Source organism: Hominimerdicola intestinalis, assembly GCF_054655215.1.
The window spans coordinates 332189-347745 of the sequence record NZ_BAAHNZ010000002.1; the positions used below are offsets into that span (position 1 = coordinate 332189).

Genomic DNA, 15557 nt, shown 5'->3' on the forward strand with positions numbered 1-15557 from the left:
CGGCAGCAAACTATCTTTTCAGCAGCATTTCAAGCTCGGTTATTTCTCCTCCTGCGACCTGCTGAGTTATTTCGTGTCCGGTAGGTTTAAAGCCCATATGATGGTAAAAGCCTATTGCGTTTTCATTTCCTTTCAGCACAAAAAGCACAGCTTCCCTTTTTTCAATTTTATTCAGACAGCTTTTCAAAAGTGCTTTTCCTATTCCGATTTTCTGATATTTTTTAAGAACGTACAATGCTGTGATCTCTCCGACATTTCTGACAGAGCAAAATTCCCTGCATTCCTGAAGAAAAGCGGCAAAACCGCCGACCTGTCCGTTCACAACGGCTGCAAGTTTATTCTCATTTACGCAGGCGAACTTTCTGCTTTTTTCAAAAGTATGAGAAGCAAGAAATTCGTCCGGCATAAATCCTCTGTAGGTTTCCTGCCACGCTTTATAATGCACATATGCGGCTCCCTCTGCGGTTTTATCCGTCTGCCGCTGTATTTCAAAGTGCATAGATCTTCACCTCAGCTCATAGAAATGAATACAATTTGACATTTTATTATACCATATATATGAGAGCAAGTCAAACACAAATTATCCTTTGAGTACGGTTTTTATTTTCTATCAGTTTGGCAAAACAGAAGCAAAGATTTGATCAGCAAAATCGATTTACGAACTGCTCTTACCTGATCTGTTGACATTAAACCCCGGCTGTGATATAATTGTTTTAAATGTAAATTTAATTATATCGGAGGAAAATTACTATGTCAGTAATTAAGCTGAAACCCGCTTTTAAAGATTACATCTGGGGCGGAACAAGACTGCGCGACGATTTCGGAAAGGACTGCGATTTTGAAAAGGTTGCCGAAAGCTGGGAGCTTTCATGTCATAAGGACGGAAATTCAATCGTAGCTAACGGCGGATATGCCGGTATGACGCTTACGGAATATATTGAAAAAGCCGGCAGGTCAGTTTTAGGAACCGACTGTGAGAAATTTGACAGCTTTCCTATTCTCATCAAGCTTATCGACGCTAAGGATAACCTTTCGGTCCAGGTACATCCGAATAACGAATACGCTCAGAGAGTTGAGGGAGAATACGGTAAAACCGAGATGTGGTATGTTGTCGACTGCGACGAGGGCGCTGAACTGCTCTACGGCTTTAAGCACGAGATCACAAAGGAAGAGTTTGCAAACCGTATTGCAGACAATACCCTGCTTGAAGTAACAAACGCCGTTCCTGTAAAAAAAGGCGATGTATTCTTTATTGAGGCAGGAACGCTTCACGCTATAGGAAAGGGTATCCTCATTGCGGAAATTCAGCAGAATTCAAATACTACATATAGGATCTACGACTACGGCAGAGTCGGCAATGATGGCAAGCCGAGAGAGCTGCACGTTGAAAAGGCTAAGGACGTAACCGTTCTCGGACCTGCAAAGCAGTATCCAGAAACGCCTGCTGAAGAAAAGAACGGCTATAAGATCAAGCTGCTTTCGTCTTGTGAATATTTTACTGCATACAGAGTTGACGTTGAAAGCAAGGCTGTGCTTGAAGCTGATGAAAAATCTTTCAACAGTATTCTGGTGCTGGAGGGAGAGCCTGAAATAATTGCCGACGATATTGTCAAAGCGAAAAAGGGCGACAGCATTTTTATATCGGCGGGCACAGGAAAATACACAGTTGAGGGCAAGTGCCGATTCGTGCTTACCAAAGTATGACCGACGGAGCATATGCCTGAATCAGATAAATAGGCGCTGCGGCTTTTAACGAGCCGCACACTGAAATATTAATAAACAAGCAAAAGGGAGAATGAAATATGAAATATTACATAGGTATAGACCTGGGCGGTACAAATATAAAAGCGGGAGTTGTCGACGAACAGTTCAATATCGTATCTAAGGCTTCCTGCAAAACCAATCTTCCCAGACCCGCTGAAGAGATCTGCAGGGATATGGCTGAAATAGCCCTGAGAGCGGTAGAACTTGCCGGCCTTACCCTGAACGAAATAGAAAGCGTAGGAATAGGCACTCCGGGGATCGCAAACTCTGCAACAGGAATAATCGAGTATTCAAACAATCTGGGCTTCGATAACTTTCCTGTAGTAAAGCTTATGAAAACTCATATTCCGAAGCCCTGCTACGTTGAAAACGACGCTAATGCCGCAGCTTACGGAGAATTCGTCGCCGGAGCGGCAAAGGGCGCAAATGACGCAGTATGCATTACTCTCGGAACAGGAGTAGGCGGAGGAATAATCATAAACGGGAAGATATACTCCGGCTTCAACTTCGCGGGAGCTGAAATAGGACATACGGTAATTGATCCTGACGGCCCGTTATGCACCTGCGGACGAAAGGGCTGCTTCGAGGTGTTTTCCTCAGCTACAGGACTTGTACGAATGACAAAAGAAGCTATGGAATACAACCGAGGATCTCTTCTCTGGAAGGCTTCTGAAAACGAAGGAAAGGTTTCTGCAAGAACCGCCTTCAATGCTATGAGAATGGGCGATACTGCGGCCAAGGCTGTCGTTGACAAATATATAAAATACCTTGCCTGCGGAATAACCAACACTATCAATATATTCCAGCCTGATATTCTCTGTATCGGAGGAGGAGTGTGCAACGAGGGAGATCCGCTGCTGCTTCCTTTAAAGGAACTGGTAGCAAAAGAGGTATACACAAGAAATTCACCGAAAAACACCGAGATAGTTATAGCTCAGCTCGGGAACGACGCAGGGATCATAGGAGCGGCTTTCCTGGGACTATCACATTGATATGGATATTATTAATGTGAAATTATCACGGCGATGCATACTGAGCTTGCCGAATATGATCTGTTTTAAACCGAAAGGTTTTGAAGTATGAAAAAGCGTCCGATCATATCGGGAATATTCATTTTTGCAATTTTACTGCTGCCGCTGTGCGCATACGTCGAGCATATGCTTGACAGCAGCAAACAAACCGCAGCAGCGACCGGAATTATGACTGTATTCGGAATCGCTTTTCTGATACGGCAGCTCTATCTTCTGCAAAAAGACAGAGCAAAAATAAACAAGATCAAGGTATATGCAAAGATGATATCGGCGCTTTGTGCAGCAGGAATATTCTACATGATATATGCTTATAGATTTTCCTGCGAGCCGCCAGATTGGACGCTGATTCCATTTGTGATAGTTTTATCGGCAGTATTGCTTCCAAATATTTTCAGCGGATATTTGGATAAAAAGCTCAGAAAAATATTTTCAAAAAATAAGGAGTAAAAATTATGGGATTTTTAGACAAGCTAACAAAGGTAATTAAAACAGTTGACGAAATACTTGACTCAACTCCGAAAAACAGCGGAGCGGCTGATCCTTCGCCCGTTCAGGATAAAAGCAGGGATACAGCAGTCCAAGAGAAAAACAGCGCTTCTTCGATAATGTCCAAGGCAGCTAAAACTCCTGCCCGTATCCTTGAAAGCGGTACGACAGCGGCAAAGCCGTCCAGACAGGTAAATGAAACGTTTTACGACGGCGAAGACGCAGAGGTCGAGGTCGAATATTCTTTTAAACTCAGCGGGGATTTCCTTCCTCTTGAAAGCGGAGCAGCAGACGATGTAGATTATATTGCAGAATACCTGCCTTACAGCAATGAGGAATACGGAGATAAGGAATATTCTTCGGACATTCCATACTTTTGTATTACATGTGCAGCCGAATATAAAATATCTAATATGATAGCCGAATGCAAGAACGGCGGAACTCCCGAAGATGCCCTTATGTTCCTAAGAGTCAGCGATCTTGGCGAAAAATTTTATTTTAAGGCTAAAATACAGTTAGGTGAAAATATAATTTATTTCTATGCGCTTGACAAGGGTATAAACTGGGACAACAATTATATCGGAGTATGGTATAATCCCGACGTTTTAGGAACTCCGCTTGAAAAAAAGCTTATGGCGGCGGTTGACGAAGCGGCGGCAACATATAAGGAAACAGTCTTATAAATCAAATTATAATAAAAAGAGGTAATTAATATGTCAGAATGCAAGGATTGTAATTTTTTCTGCGGCGGAGCGGACAAGGCTCCGCAGAGGTCGCTTTTCAACGCACTGGGAATGACTAAGGAGGAAATGGAAAGACCGCTGGTAGGTATAGTTTCATCGTATAACGAAATAGTTCCGGGGCATATGAATATCGACAAAATAGTTGAAGCCGTAAAAATGGGCGTTGCAATGGCGGGCGGAACTCCCATAGTTTTCCCTGCTATCGCCGTATGCGACGGTATCGCTATGGGACATCAGGGAATGAAATACTCCCTTGTTACACGCGACCTTATCGCCGATTCCACCGAATGCATGGCGCTTGCTCATCACTTTGATGCGCTGGTTATGGTTCCTAACTGCGACAAAAACGTTCCTGGACTGCTGATGGCGGCGGCGAGAGTAAATGTTCCGACTATATTTGTATCAGGCGGACCTATGCTTGCCGGACGTGTCAAAGGCTCAAAGACTTCGCTATCAAGTATGTTTGAAGCGGTAGGAGCGTACAATGCAGGTAAATATTCTATCGAGGACGTTGAGGAATACGAAAACAAGGCCTGCCCTACCTGCGGAAGCTGCTCGGGTATGTATACCGCAAATTCAATGAACTGCCTTACCGAGGTTCTTGGAATGGGGCTTAGAGGAAACGGAACTATTCCGGCAGTATATTCCGAAAGACTTAAGCTTGCAAAACACGCAGGAATGCAGGTAATGGAGCTTTACAGAAAGAATATCAGACCGAGGGATATAATGACCAAGGAAGCGTTTATCAACGCAATTACTGCTGATATGGCGCTCGGCTGTTCTACCAACTCTATGCTTCATCTGCCGGCGATCGCCCATGAATGCGGAATAGAGCTTGATCTTGACTTTGTTAACGAGATCTCAAAAAGAACGCCTAATATCTGTCATCTTGCTCCTGCCGGACATACATATATGGAGGATCTTAACGAAGCGGGCGGCGTTTACGCTGTTCTCGGCGAGCTTAACAAGAAATCACTTATCAATACGGACTGCATGACCTGCACGGGAAAAACCGTAGGAGAAAATATCAAGGGTGCTGTAAACAAGGATCCGGATATTATCAGACCGATAGATAAGCCTTACTCAGAAACCGGCGGTATAGCAGTTCTTAAAGGAAACCTCGCTCCCGATACCTGCGTTGTAAAGCGTTCGGCTGTTGCACCTGAAATGCTTGTTCACGAAGGCCCTGCAAGAGTATTTGACTGCGAGGAGGACGCTATTGAAGCTATCAGAGGCGGAAAGATCGTTGACGGCGACGTTGTCGTAATACGCTATGAAGGTCCTAAGGGAGGCCCCGGAATGAGAGAAATGCTTAATCCGACCTCGGCTATAGCGGGAATGGGCCTCGGCTCTACAGTAGCGCTTATTACCGACGGACGTTTCAGCGGCGCTACAAGAGGCGCGGCTATCGGACACGTTTCCCCTGAAGCGGCGGTAGGCGGCCCTATTGCGTTGGTTGAGGAGGGAGATATTATATCAATAGATATTCCTGCAAATACAATTAACGTAAAGCTTTCTGACGAAGAACTGGCTGCAAGAAGAGCACAGTGGAAGCCGAGAGAGCCTAAGATCACTACAGGCTACTTAGCAAGATACGCTTCACTGGTAACCTCCGGAAACAGAGGAGCGGTTCTTGAGATAAATAAATAATAATCCTTAAAACCGGCATTGTAATTTTATCTCCGGAAATTTGAAAGGACGGAATTTTTATGGTAAAGAAGATCGTACAGTTCCTTTTGCTCCTGATTTTTATAGCATTTGTCATATGCGCCGTTATCGTAGGCAGCTATATGCTTAATCACCCCGCTACCGACGGCGATACCAGAACGCTTATTTCAGGCGCATGGTATGATGAGGACAAAAACGTAGCCATGACTTTCGACGAAAACAGTAAGTTCAAGATACTGCATATCGACGATGAAAGCGTTATCGCAGAGGGCTATTTCAAGGTAGATGAGGACGCAAGGAAAATAAAGCTTTTTATTCTGCCTGGAAACCATTCGCCTGAATTTGACAAGGCGATGGATTTTAAGTTCTTCGCTCAGATCTCCTATACTGACCTTAACGACCCGTCAGCTGACAAGGAGGCCTCGGAGCAGGAAAAGAGCAAGCCTTGTACGGCAACATTTCTTATAAACGGCTCAAACAAAATATACGACTGTGAAATGCCGGAAAAGACCCTTGATCTTTATTCAAAGGGCAAAAAATTCGAGGAAAAGAAATAATGAAGCTTTTAATTAAAAACGTATGGGCGGCAGACCCTCAGGCAGAGCTTAACAGTATAACGGATATTCTCGCCGAGGACGGAGTTATTAAGGAGATCGGAAAAATATCCTGTGAAGCGGACAGAATAATCGACGGACATTCAAAGCTGGCAGCTATTCCCGGACTATTCGATATGCACGTTCACTTCCGTGATCCGGGGCTTACCTATAAGGAGGATATTATAACCGGTGCAGACGCCGCAAAAGCGGGAGGAGTAACCGGCGTGCTGCTTATGCCCAATACAAAGCCTGCCTGCGACAATCCCGAAACTGCTGAATATATTCTGACAAAAGGCAGTCAGACGGGAATCAATATTTACACCTCAGCTTGTATTACAAAGGGTATGCAGAGCGGCGAGCTGTGCGATTACGAAGCCTTGAAACAGGCCGGAGTAATTGCCGTTACCGACGATGGACGGCCCGTTGAAAATGCGGAGCTTATGAGAAAGGCGCTGGAGCTTTCAAATGAAAACGGGCTTACCGTGCTTTCGCACTGTGAAGATCTGAAAATAATAAACGGCGGAATAATAAACAAGGGCGAAGTGTCCAAAAAATTGGGCGTTAAAGGAATGGACAGAGCGTCTGAGGACTATATTACCGCAAGGGAAATTGCGCTTGCGGCTTCCTGCGGGGCGCATATCCATATCTGCCACGTTTCGACATACGGTTCGGTAAATATTATACGGGCGGCAAAGCGTGACGGAGTAAACGTAACCTGTGAAACCGCACCGCATTACTTTACCTATACTGACGAAAAGCTGCTGAGCCGCGACGCAGACTACAGAATGTCACCGCCGCTGAGAACCGAAAAGGACAGGCAGGCTATAGAGGAAGCATTGCTTGACGGAACTATTGACTGTATTATTACAGACCATGCTCCCCATTCGGCAGAGGAAAAGGCGGATTTTGAAAAAGCGCCAAACGGAGTTGTGGGACTTGAGACCTCTCTTGCCGTAACGCTTACAGAACTTTATCATACCGGGAAGTGCGGACTGGACAGAATATCCGAGCTTATGTCGGTCAATCCCAGAAAGATCCTAAAGCTCAGACCTGTAAAGATAGCTGTCGGAGAGCCATGCGAGCTTTGCATTTTCGACCCTGAGTTTAAATGGACGGTAGAGCCGGAAAAGCTTCATTCAAAATCAAAGAATACAGTATTCAAGGGAGAAAAGCTCAAAGGAAAAGTATTCTTTACAGTCTGCGGCGGCAAAGTCGTTTACGAGCTGTAACAGTGTTATCATGATATAATCAATTGATGATAGGCTTAATTTGAAAGGAAGATGAAAATGTCATTTGACAGACTTATTGAAAATATTGTAAAGACTCAGAACCCGTCGGTAGTGGGACTTGACCCGAAGCTTGAGTATATTCCGTCATTTATTACAGACAAAAAGGTTAAAAAGTACGGAAAGACCCTTAAAGCAGCGGCAAAAGCTATACTTGAGTTCAACAAGAGCATTATTGACGAGATACACGACATCTGCCCTGCAATAAAGCCTCAGGCGGCCTATTATGAAATGTACGGCTACGAGGGAGTCAAGACCTTATATAAAACTATCCAGTACGCTCAGGAAAACGGTATGTTCGTTATGACAGACGGAAAGCGCAACGATATAGGCGCAACTATGGACGCTTATGCGACGGCTCATCTTGGCTTTACAGAAGTATGCGGAGAAGAAATTCCTGCTTTCGGAGCTGACGCTCTTACTGTAAACGGATACCTGGGAACTGACGGGATCTCACCTCTGCTTGAAAAATGCAGATCCTATGATAAGGGAATTTTCGTTTTGGTGAAGACCTCGAACAAGTCGTCGGGTGAATTGCAGGATCTGATGATCGGAAATAAAACAGTTTACGCCACAATGGGCGATATGTGCGAAAAATGGGGCGTTGAGGTCATGGGTAAGTACGGCTACAGCGGCGTTGGAGCAGTTGTCGGCGCAACCTATCCCGAACAGCTTGCCGAAATGAGAGCGGCGCTTCCTCACACCTTTTTCCTTGTTCCCGGCTACGGCGCTCAGGGCGGCGGCGCTCAGGGCGTTGCAAAGGGCTTTGACGCTAACGGCTTAGGCGCTATCGTTAATTCTTCCCGTGCGGTAATGTGCGCATACAAAAAGGAGGAGTGCGACGAGCATGACTTTGCAAAGGCAGCAAGACGTGAGGTTATCAGAATGAAAGAGGATATTATTTCTTATCTGCCTAAAATAGCGCTTCCGGAATAAAATTTACGCAGGCGAGGAATGCTCAGCCTGCGTTTTGGTTTGATAAAATCTCTGATAGGGCATATTGTTTTATTTACAAATAGAATACGGAACAAATTATGAAAAATAAGATTTCATTAATACTGAATTTCATTCTCTCAAGCCTAATTGCATTTTCATTACCTGTTGCCTCCGGAATTATTTTTATGAATATAACCGGTCATTCCAAAGGTTACGGCTACGATTTGCGTGATGAAAAAGACATATCAGTTTTGTTTGGCTGCTTTGAGCTTATAATATTACTTACGGTAGCCACTTCTTCTAACGTCTATTTGTTCAAGAGAATCAGTAAAAAAGGAAAGCTGATTACATCACTCACGGTATTGTTTTTTGCAGCACTGTTCGCTTTATGTATATATCTTGTCGGAGGTTGGAATGAATTCTGAAAAGCCTTTAATAACACAACATCAGACATAAAAGTAAATCATATATGGAAGGAATGATATAATGTACAGACAAGGCAAATATCCGATTGTTGAAAAAGCCGCCATTGCAAAAGGAGTTTTCGACCTGACGGTTAAATGTCCTGAAATTGCGGCTGACGCTGAGGCAGGTCAGTTTGCACAGATCACTGCCGAGGGATTTTTCCTGCGCAGACCTATTTCTATATGCGATATTGATAAGATAAACGGAACTATCCGCTTTGTTTTTGAAGTAAGAGGCCACGGAACTGAGAAAATTTCCGAGCTGAACAAGGGAGATCTGATTGATATTATCGCTCCTTTAGGCAAGGGCTTTAAGGTTATCGAGGGCGGTACAGCTGTCTGCATAGGCGGAGGGATCGGCACTCCTCCTATGGTGGGAATTGCTAAGGCTTACGGCGAAAACGCCACCGTTATCAGCGGCTTCAGAACCTCCTCAATTGCAATTTTGCAGGACGATTTCAAGACGCTCGGAGCTGAAACTATTCTCTGCACAGACGACGGCTCAGCAGGTATTCACGGCTTTGTTACCGAGGCTCTAAAGACCTGTCTTGAATCTAAAAAGCCGGATATTATTTATGCCTGCGGTCCTATGCCGATGCTTAAAGGTATCGTTGACATAGCTGAAAAATACGGCATTGAAACGCAGGTTTCGCTTGAACAGCGAATGGCTTGCGGCGTGGGTGCGTGTCTTGGCTGCGTATGCAGAACCGTAAAAAACGGCAAAGATATCTACTCGCACGTCTGCAAGGACGGCCCGGTTTTTGACAGCAAGGAGGTAGATCTCAATGGCTGATCTGAGAGTCAACGTTGCAGGTGTAGAGTTTAAAAACCCTGTAATCCCTGCAAGCGGAGCGTTCGGCTACGGACGTGAATATGAAAAATTTTATCCCCTTTCAAGGCTTGGCGGTATCTCGGTAAAAGGTACGACTCTTCATGAACGTCAGGGAAATCCGGGACCGAGAATTGCCGAAACTCCCTCGGGAATGCTCAATTCCGTAGGACTTCAAAACGGCGGCGTGGAAAAATTTCTTAAATATGAGCTTCCTAATCTTGTTACAAAGGATACAAGAATCGTTGCAAATATCGCAGGCTCTACAATCGAGGAATGCGCCGAGCTGGCGGCAATGCTCAACGGCACGGCTGTCGATATGATCGAGCTTAACATTTCCTGCCCTAACGTAAAGCAGGGCGGCGCAGCCTTTGGAACCGACTGCACCGTTGCAGGTCAGGTAACAAAGGCGGTAAGGGACGCTTCAGAAAAGCCTCTTATGGTCAAGCTTTCGCCAAATGTAACAAGTATTGTAGACATTGCAAAATCTGTTGAGGCTAACGGAGCGGACGCTGTTTCGCTTATAAACACTCTGCTGGGCATGAGAATCGACATCAAAACCCGCAGACCTATTCTTAAAAACAATGTCGGCGGACTGTCTGGACCTGCGGTATTCCCCGTTGCGGTAAGAATGGTATGGCAGGTTGCAAATGCCGTAAGCATTCCCGTTGTCGGAATGGGCGGAATTGCCGGCTATGAGGACGCTGTTGAAATGATGATGGCGGGAGCAAGCGCTGTCCAGGTAGGTGCGGCGATTTTCTCAAACCCGTACGCACCGATTGAAATAATCGACGGAATGAACAAATGGTGCAATGATAACGGAGTAAAAAGCATCACCGAGATCGTTGGAACGGTCAGACCTTGGTAGCAGCGGGCATATTTACGGAACATTGCTGCTTAAAATCCGCCGAAACCTTAATAAATATATAAAAACACCGGGCAGATTTGAACTGTCCGGTGTTTTTGTATATAATTTTTCTATGACGCTTCAAACTGAGAGTTATAAAGCTCGGCATAGAAACCGTTTTGCTCAATAAGCTGCTGATGATTTCCCTGCTCTATTATATCTCCATCCTTCATTACGAGAATAAGGTCTGCGTCGCGTATAGTAGAAAGCCTGTGAGCTATTATAAAGCTGGTCCTGCCCTCCATCAGATTATCCATAGCCTTCTGTATCCTTATTTCGGTCCTTGTATCTACAGATGAGGTCGCTTCATCAAGGATTAGTATCTTATTATCGGCTAGAATAGCTCTGGCAATAGTAAGCAGCTGCTTCTGACCCTGAGAAACGTTGGAGGCTTCTTCATTAAGCTCCATATTATAGCCGCCGGGAAGTGTCTGAATAAAGTGATGAACGTGCGCCGCTTTCGCTGCCGCAATAACCTCCTCGTCGGTTGCGTCAAGTCTGCCGTAGCGGATATTCTCCATAATAGTACCCTTAAACAGCCATGTATCCTGAAGCACCATTCCGAAAGCTTCTCTCAACTCGCTTCTGTCAAAATCCCTGATATCGTAGCCGTCGACCTTGATCTTCCCTCCGTTAAGATCGTAAAATCTCATAAGCAGCTTTACCATTGTGGTTTTTCCTGCTCCGGTAGGGCCTACTATAGCTATCTTCTGACCCTGCTTTACATCTGCGGAGAAATCGTTGATTATTATCTTTTCGGGGTCATATCCGAATCTTACATTCTCAAATTCTACATCGCCCTTTACGTCGTCTATCGAAACGGGAGCGTGATTTTCGGCCTTCTGCCGCTCCTCCGGCTCTTCCAGGAACTCAAATATCCTTTCAGCAGCAGCCGCTGTAGTCTGCAGCATACTTGAAACCTGCGCCATCTGCTGGATAGGCTGTGTAAACTGTCTTACATACTGGATAAACGCCTGAATATCTCCGACGCCAATAGAACCTTTCATTACCAGAAAGGCGCCGTATACCGCTACTCCGACATAGCCGAGATTGCCTACGAACTGCATTATAGGCATCATGATACCGGAAATAAACTGAGATTTCCATGCGGAGTTATACAAAATATGGTTTGCCTTGTCAAACTCCTCAGCGGCGGCTTCCTCACGGTTGAACGCCTTGATTACCGTATGACCGCCGTATACCTCTTCTACCTGACCGTTTACATGACCAAGGTATTCCTGCTGCTGCTGAAAGTATTTCTGGGATTTCTTAACTACTATTCCGACAAGTACGGCGGAAACCGGCAAGATAACCAGTGCGATTACCGTCATAGCCGGACTTATAGACAGCATCATTATAAGGATCCCTATAATGAGCGTTATTGATGTGATAAGCTGAGTAATAGACTGATTAAGGCTCTGAGAAAGCATATCCACGTCGTTTGTTACTCTTGAAAGTACTTCTCCGTGAGTTTTCGTATCAAAGTAGTTCATCGGCAGACGGCTCATCTTCTCGCTTATATCCTTTCTCATTTTATAGGATATTTTCTGAGAAACCCCCGTCATTATCCAACCCTGAATAAACTGAAGCACAGCTGACAGGCAGTAAAGTCCAAGGAGGATAAGCAGTATCCTTGCGATCTTATCAAAATTTATACCGCCGATACCCTCTATCTTAGCGACAAGTCCGTCGAAAAGCTCATTTGTTGCGCGTCCGAGGATTTTTGGACCGAGAATATTAAATACCGTTCCGCCTATTGCAAATATTATTACGGCCAATATCCTGAATTTAAACTGCGCCATATATTTTATAAGCTTAGAGGACGAGCCTTTAAAATCCTTAGGCTTTTCCCCCGCCATCATAGGACCGTGACCCATAGGGCCTCGCCTCCTCGGCGGCTGTCTTTTCATTTCAGACATTTAATACTCCTCCTTTTCCGTATATCCCGCGGCCTCAAGCTGCTCGCTGTATTCCTTTTCGGAAAGCTGCGACTTTACTATCTGCCTGTATACCTCGCAGCTGCACAGAAGCTGTATATGAGTTCCGATCCCTGCGATCCTTCCTTCATCAAGCACGATTATCTTATCTGCATTCAGGATAGTTACTATTCTCTGTGCTACGATTATTACCGTTTTGTCCTTAACCCTTTCTGACAGCGCTTTTCTGAGCTTTACGTCGGTCTTATAGTCAAGAGCCGAGAAGGAATCATCAAAGATATATATATTGGGATCCTTTGCAATCGCTCTGGCAATAGAAAGACGCTGCTTCTGTCCTCCAGATACGTTTGAACCGCCCTGAGCGATATGGGAGCTGTATTTATCGGGCATTGTAGCTATAAAGTCCGAAGCCTGAGCTATCTCAGAAGCCATAATTATTCGGCTTTCAGGAGCGTCCTGACATCCGAAACGCAGGTTGCTGTCTATATCGCCTGAGAAAAGCACTCCCTTCTGCGGAACAAAGCCTATGCTTTCTCTGAGATTATGCTGGGTATAGGATCTTATATCCTTACCGTCGATAAGCAGCTCGCCGCCGGTAATATCATAAAACCTGGGTATAAGATTGATGAGAGTAGATTTTCCGCTTCCCGTACTTCCTATAATCGCTGTGGTCTCTCCCGGTTTTGCTGTGAAATCTATATCATAAAGAACGTCCTCGTCGGCTCCCGGATATCTGAAATTGACATGCCTGAATTCAACCAGTCCATTTTCCACTCTGTCCTGAGTCGCAGTTTCTATGTCCTTGACGGACGGCTCGGTAGTAAGTATCTCATCGATTCTCTCAGCTGATACCGCCGCACGGGGAAGCATTACCGAAATCATTGTGATCATAAGGAATGCCATAACTATCTGCATTGTATAGGTTATAAAAGCAGTCATTCCTCCTACCTGAAGATTTCCTAAGTCTATCTGCTTTGAGGCTACCCAGATAATCAGTACCGAAACGCCGTTCATAATAAACATCATAGCCGGCATCATAAACGTCATTACCCTATTCGTAAACAGCATTGTTTTAGTCAGATCCTTGTTTGCTCCGTCAAAACGCTGCTCCTCATATTTTTCCCTTGAAAAGGCTCTTATTACAGGCAATCCCGTAAGGATCTCTCTCATTACAAGGTTAAGATTGTCAACCTTTTTCTGCATGATCTTAAATTTAGGCATTGCGACCTTCATTAGGATCCCTACCAGAACCAGTATTACTGCGACCGCAAGACCGATTATCCAGGTCATATGGGCATTTGTGTTGAGTACCTTGATAATTCCTCCTATTCCTATAATAGGAGCGTACGCTATCATTCTTATCAGCATTACCGCAACCATCTGAATCTGCTGAATATCATTTGTCGAACGGGTAATAAGACTTGCTGTAGAAAACTTATCCATTTCAGCGCTTGAAAATTTGACTACCTTTTTAAATACGCCTATTCTCAGATCAAGACCTACCCCTGCACCGATCTTAGCCGCAATATAGCACACAGCCATTGATACAAGCATTATTATAAGCGCCATTGCAAGCATTTTTCCGCCTGTTACAAATAAATAATCCTTTTCAAGCTGATCAAGATCAACTCCGAGAGAGGTATACTCGCCGATAACAAACGCCTTTCCCGTCTGCTCAACGATCATATCCGACAGGTCGGCATACTTTTCCTCTATTGAGCTTCTGAAATCTGCCGCGCTTACTTTGCCTGATGCTATAAAGGTCAGCATATTGACCTTCTGTCCCTCTTTGACCTCTATTCCCATAGACTGAGCAATCTGATCCAGTGACGCACCCTGCGGATCTCCCTGAGTAAGCATTGCTGCAACAGCTTCGTCAGGCATCTGCATTGCACCTGACAGCGACATCATAGGCATACCGAACGCCTTATCAAGAGATTCTAAAGACTCATTGTCAAGATCAGACTTCAGAACGTAAAGTTCAGCTTCTGAAGCGCCGCTTTTATACGGCAGATCGCTTTCGCTTATACCTTTTTCAAGGCTGTAGCTGCCGTTTACAAGTTCCTTTTCTTCATCGGTCATAAACATCTGAAGAGTCTGCATTGACCCCCGGCTTATCGCCTTGGGCGCAAGGCTTTCTACACCCTGCTGCATTATTCCGGTATCTACCAGTTCAGAGGTATAAGAGGGAAGCGAAAGGTCGCAGTATGCCTGAACAACAAGCAGACACAGTGCGGTCACTATCCACAGCCAATACTTCTTCAAGTATTTAAGTATTTTGCCCATGTTTCTGTTCTCCTTCGTTAAGATTATTATTTTTATATTCCTGCAGCCGCCTGAGGATTATACTGCAAAGTCGTTCGTTAAGGTCAAAAAATGTACTGAGGTTCTCCTCCCCCATTTCTTCAAATACCTTAAACATAAACCTTTTGGTATTTTCCTTATTTGCTTCAAACAGCTCGAAGCCTTTTGGGGTAAAGCAGACCCTTACACCCCGCCGATCAGATTTATCTATAATCCTTTCGACCAAGCCCCTGTTTTCAAGACTTCCCACAGTTTTTGAGATCATTGCCGGCGAGACCCTAAGCTCCTTTGTCAGACTGTTCATTGATACGCTTCTGCCGACCGGATCCTTGCCGCAGTCGCCAAGAATATGCGACATCACCATAAGCGTTGCAAACTCGCTTTGATTAAAATCATTATTCAGAAGTATACTGAAGCTTACGGATTTCATTTTGTGATGAAGCTCCATAAACCTGCGCGCTACGGAGTCGTCCACATCCAAAACCTCCCTTTCACAACCTTTTCACAAGACTTTCACATTGTTAACTTGGTTTATATTTAACCTAGTTAACTATTTATACAGTATAGCATTTTTCAGCCGTACAGTCAACTGCAAACATTCACAAA

15 protein-coding genes are annotated in these 15557 nt (G+C 44.7%); 11 read left to right on the forward strand and 4 right to left on the reverse strand.

Features of this window, described 5'->3' with window-relative positions:
• Positions 1-10: 10 nt before the first annotated feature.
• Complete coding sequence (locus tag ACYQ0H_RS03950) at positions 11-499, reverse strand: GNAT family N-acetyltransferase (RefSeq protein ID WP_459811540.1); 489 nt, start codon at positions 497-499, stop codon at positions 11-13.
• Between the two features lie 251 nt (positions 500-750).
• Between ACYQ0H_RS03950 and ACYQ0H_RS03955 the strand changes: the two genes are divergently transcribed.
• The 11 genes from ACYQ0H_RS03955 (at position 751) to ACYQ0H_RS04005 (ending at position 10671) form a co-directional block, all read left to right on the forward strand.
• Positions 751-1704, forward strand: a complete 954-nt coding sequence (locus ACYQ0H_RS03955) for a type I phosphomannose isomerase catalytic subunit (protein ID WP_459811541.1) — start codon at positions 751-753, stop codon at positions 1702-1704.
• A 98-nt stretch (positions 1705-1802) separates the two neighbouring features.
• Positions 1803-2756 (forward strand): ROK family protein, encoded by a 954-nt coding sequence (locus tag ACYQ0H_RS03960; RefSeq protein WP_459811542.1) that lies wholly within the window; start codon positions 1803-1805, stop codon positions 2754-2756.
• A gap of 87 nt (positions 2757-2843) precedes the next feature.
• A complete protein-coding gene (locus ACYQ0H_RS03965; protein ID WP_459811543.1) occupies positions 2844-3242 on the forward strand; it encodes a hypothetical protein in 399 nt (132 codons plus the stop codon).
• Between the two features lie 5 nt (positions 3243-3247).
• Entirely contained in the window at positions 3248-3964 is a 717-nt protein-coding gene (locus ACYQ0H_RS03970; RefSeq protein ID WP_459811544.1) for a hypothetical protein, read from the forward strand.
• A 30-nt stretch (positions 3965-3994) separates the two neighbouring features.
• Positions 3995-5674 (forward strand): dihydroxy-acid dehydratase, encoded by a 1680-nt coding sequence (ilvD, locus tag ACYQ0H_RS03975; RefSeq protein ID WP_459811545.1) that lies wholly within the window; start codon positions 3995-3997, stop codon positions 5672-5674.
• 59 nt (positions 5675-5733) lie between these two features.
• Complete coding sequence (locus tag ACYQ0H_RS03980; protein WP_459811546.1) at positions 5734-6249, forward strand: hypothetical protein; 516 nt, start codon at positions 5734-5736, stop codon at positions 6247-6249.
• Positions 6249-7517, forward strand: coding sequence for a dihydroorotase (locus tag ACYQ0H_RS03985; RefSeq protein ID WP_459811547.1), 1269 nt, complete (start codon positions 6249-6251; stop codon positions 7515-7517). Before ACYQ0H_RS03980 ends, ACYQ0H_RS03985 begins: the two co-directional genes overlap by 1 nt.
• A gap of 57 nt (positions 7518-7574) precedes the next feature.
• Complete coding sequence (gene pyrF, locus ACYQ0H_RS03990) at positions 7575-8510, forward strand: orotidine-5'-phosphate decarboxylase (protein WP_459811548.1); 936 nt, start codon at positions 7575-7577, stop codon at positions 8508-8510.
• 98 nt (positions 8511-8608) lie between these two features.
• Entirely contained in the window at positions 8609-8935 is a 327-nt protein-coding gene (locus ACYQ0H_RS03995; protein WP_459811549.1) for a hypothetical protein, read from the forward strand.
• Positions 8936-8996: 61 nt separating this feature from the next.
• On the forward strand, positions 8997-9767 hold the full coding sequence (locus tag ACYQ0H_RS04000) for a dihydroorotate dehydrogenase electron transfer subunit (protein WP_459811550.1): 771 nt from the start codon (positions 8997-8999) through the stop codon (positions 9765-9767).
• On the forward strand, positions 9760-10671 hold the full coding sequence (locus tag ACYQ0H_RS04005) for a dihydroorotate dehydrogenase (RefSeq protein WP_459811551.1): 912 nt from the start codon (positions 9760-9762) through the stop codon (positions 10669-10671). Before ACYQ0H_RS04000 ends, ACYQ0H_RS04005 begins: the two co-directional genes overlap by 8 nt.
• A gap of 110 nt (positions 10672-10781) precedes the next feature.
• Here ACYQ0H_RS04005 and ACYQ0H_RS04010 read toward each other — a convergent pair whose 3' ends face one another.
• The 3 genes from ACYQ0H_RS04010 to ACYQ0H_RS04020 are packed head-to-tail and all read right to left on the reverse strand — an operon-like array spanning position 10782 to position 15426.
• Positions 10782-12629, reverse strand: a complete 1848-nt coding sequence (locus ACYQ0H_RS04010; protein ID WP_459811552.1) for an ABC transporter ATP-binding protein — start codon at positions 12627-12629, stop codon at positions 10782-10784.
• Positions 12630-14933, reverse strand: coding sequence for an ABC transporter ATP-binding protein (locus ACYQ0H_RS04015; protein ID WP_459811553.1), 2304 nt, complete (start codon positions 14931-14933; stop codon positions 12630-12632). It abuts the gene before it with no gap.
• The gene (locus ACYQ0H_RS04020; RefSeq protein ID WP_459811554.1) at positions 14917-15426 is read right to left on the reverse strand and encodes a MarR family winged helix-turn-helix transcriptional regulator; all 510 of its coding nucleotides are present in this window, start codon (positions 15424-15426) and stop codon (positions 14917-14919) included. The genes ACYQ0H_RS04015 and ACYQ0H_RS04020 overlap by 17 nt, the downstream gene beginning before the upstream one ends.
• Positions 15427-15557: the final 131 nt, after the last annotated feature.